This window comes from Bradyrhizobium sp. PRIMUS42 (genome assembly GCF_023006515.1).
GTDB lineage: Bacteria > Pseudomonadota > Alphaproteobacteria > Rhizobiales > Xanthobacteraceae > Bradyrhizobium.
In genome coordinates this window covers 1-1,640 of sequence record NZ_JALBGZ010001032.1, presented here as the reverse complement: position 1 = coordinate 1,640, position 1,640 = coordinate 1, and the positions used below count along the sequence as shown (strand labels likewise).

Below are 1,640 nucleotides of genomic sequence, written 5' to 3'. Positions count from 1 at the left end.
CCTCACCGCGATGCTCGACGACCATTTCCATCGCGGCAAGTTCGACGAGATCACCGACCGCGCCGACGCTCCCTTGGCCGACGCGCTGGCGATGCTGGTGCGGGAGCGCCTGACCGGGATGGCGCCGCCGACCGCCGCCAAGAAGATGGTCGATCTCTGGCGTCCGATTCTCGAAGACAAGATCGGCAAGCGGCTCGACCGGCTCGATAACCTGGTCGAGGACCAGACCCGGTTCGGCGATGCAGTGCACGACCTCTTGACCGCGCTCGAGCTCGGCGACGAGCGTAACGCCGATAGCGAGGACGACGAGGACAACGACGAGAACCAGGACGGCGACAACGACCAGTCCGGCGCCGAAGGCTCGCCCGATTCCGACGCCGCCCAGGAGATGAGCGCCGACCAGGCGCAGGCGACATCTGAGGAGATGAGCGAGAGCGCGATGGAAAGCGCGCAGGCCTCGACCTCTGATACCTTCGACGACGGCGAGCTCGGCGACGACGAGACGCCGGGCGAGGCGACGCGTCCGAACTCGCACGGCAAGAACGAGCCGCGCGGGCCGGAATACCACGCCTTCGCGCCGAAATTCGACGAGATCATCGCGGCCGAAGACCTCTGCGACCATGACGAGCTGGAGCGCCTGCGCGCCTATCTCGACAAGCAGCTGGCGCATCTGCAAGGCATCGTCGCCCGTCTCGCCAACCGCCTGCAGCGCCGCCTGATGGCGCAGCAGAACCGCGCCTGGGAGTTCGATCTCGAAGAGGGAATCCTCGACCCCGCGCGGCTGTCGCGCGTCGTCACCGATCCCTATCATCCGCTGTCCTTCATGCACGAGAAGGAGGCGACGTTCCGCGACACCGTGGTGACGTTGCTGCTCGACAATTCCGGCTCGATGCGGGGACGCCCGATCACGGTCGCCGCCACCTGCGCCGACATCCTCGCACGCACGTTGGAGCGTTGCGGCGTCAAGGTCGAGATCCTGGGCTTCACCACGCGCGCCTGGAAGGGTGGGCAATCGCGTGAGGCGTGGCTTGCCGCCGGCAAGCCGGCCAATCCCGGCCGCCTCAACGATCTCCGCCACATCATCTACAAATCCGCCGATGCCCCCTGGCGCCGCGCGCGGAAAAATCTCGGCCTGATGATGCGCGAGGGCCTGCTCAAGGAGAACATCGACGGCGAGGCGCTGGACTGGGCGCACAAGCGCCTGCTGGCGAGGGCCGAGCAGCGCAAGATCCTGATGATGATCTCGGACGGCGCGCCGGTCGACGATTCCACGCTGTCGGTCAATCCCGGCAATTATCTCGAGCGGCACCTGCGCCACATCATCGAGGAGATCGAGACCCGCTCGCCGGTCGAACTGATCGCGATCGGCATCGGCCACGACGTGACGCGCTATTATCGCCGCGCGGTGACGATCGTGGACGCCGAGGAACTCGGCGGCGCCATCACCGAGAAGCTCGCCGAACTCTTCAGCGAGACCAACACCGCACCAACCCAGCCGGCCGGTCGCCCGCGACGCAAATTGCATTCGTGAGCACGCACTCATCCCGCCGCAGCTTTCTCGGCCACGCGGCGGCGGGATTTTCCACTCTCGCACTCTCTCGCTTCGCGCAGGCGCAAGCCGCGGCCGAGCCGCCGCCGCG

At 67.0% G+C, this 1,640-nt stretch carries 1 protein-coding gene and 1 pseudogene; both read left to right on the top strand.

Annotation, left to right across the window (positions count from 1 at the left end):
- The coding region (gene cobT, locus MOV75_RS37165) for a cobaltochelatase subunit CobT (protein ID WP_247007881.1) at positions 1-1,531 on the top strand (1,531 nt) is incomplete at its 5' end.
- Positions 1,528-1,640 (top strand): annotated as a pseudogene (locus MOV75_RS37160) (twin-arginine translocation pathway signal); the annotation flags it as partial. The gene cobT and the pseudogene MOV75_RS37160, both read left to right, overlap by 4 nt.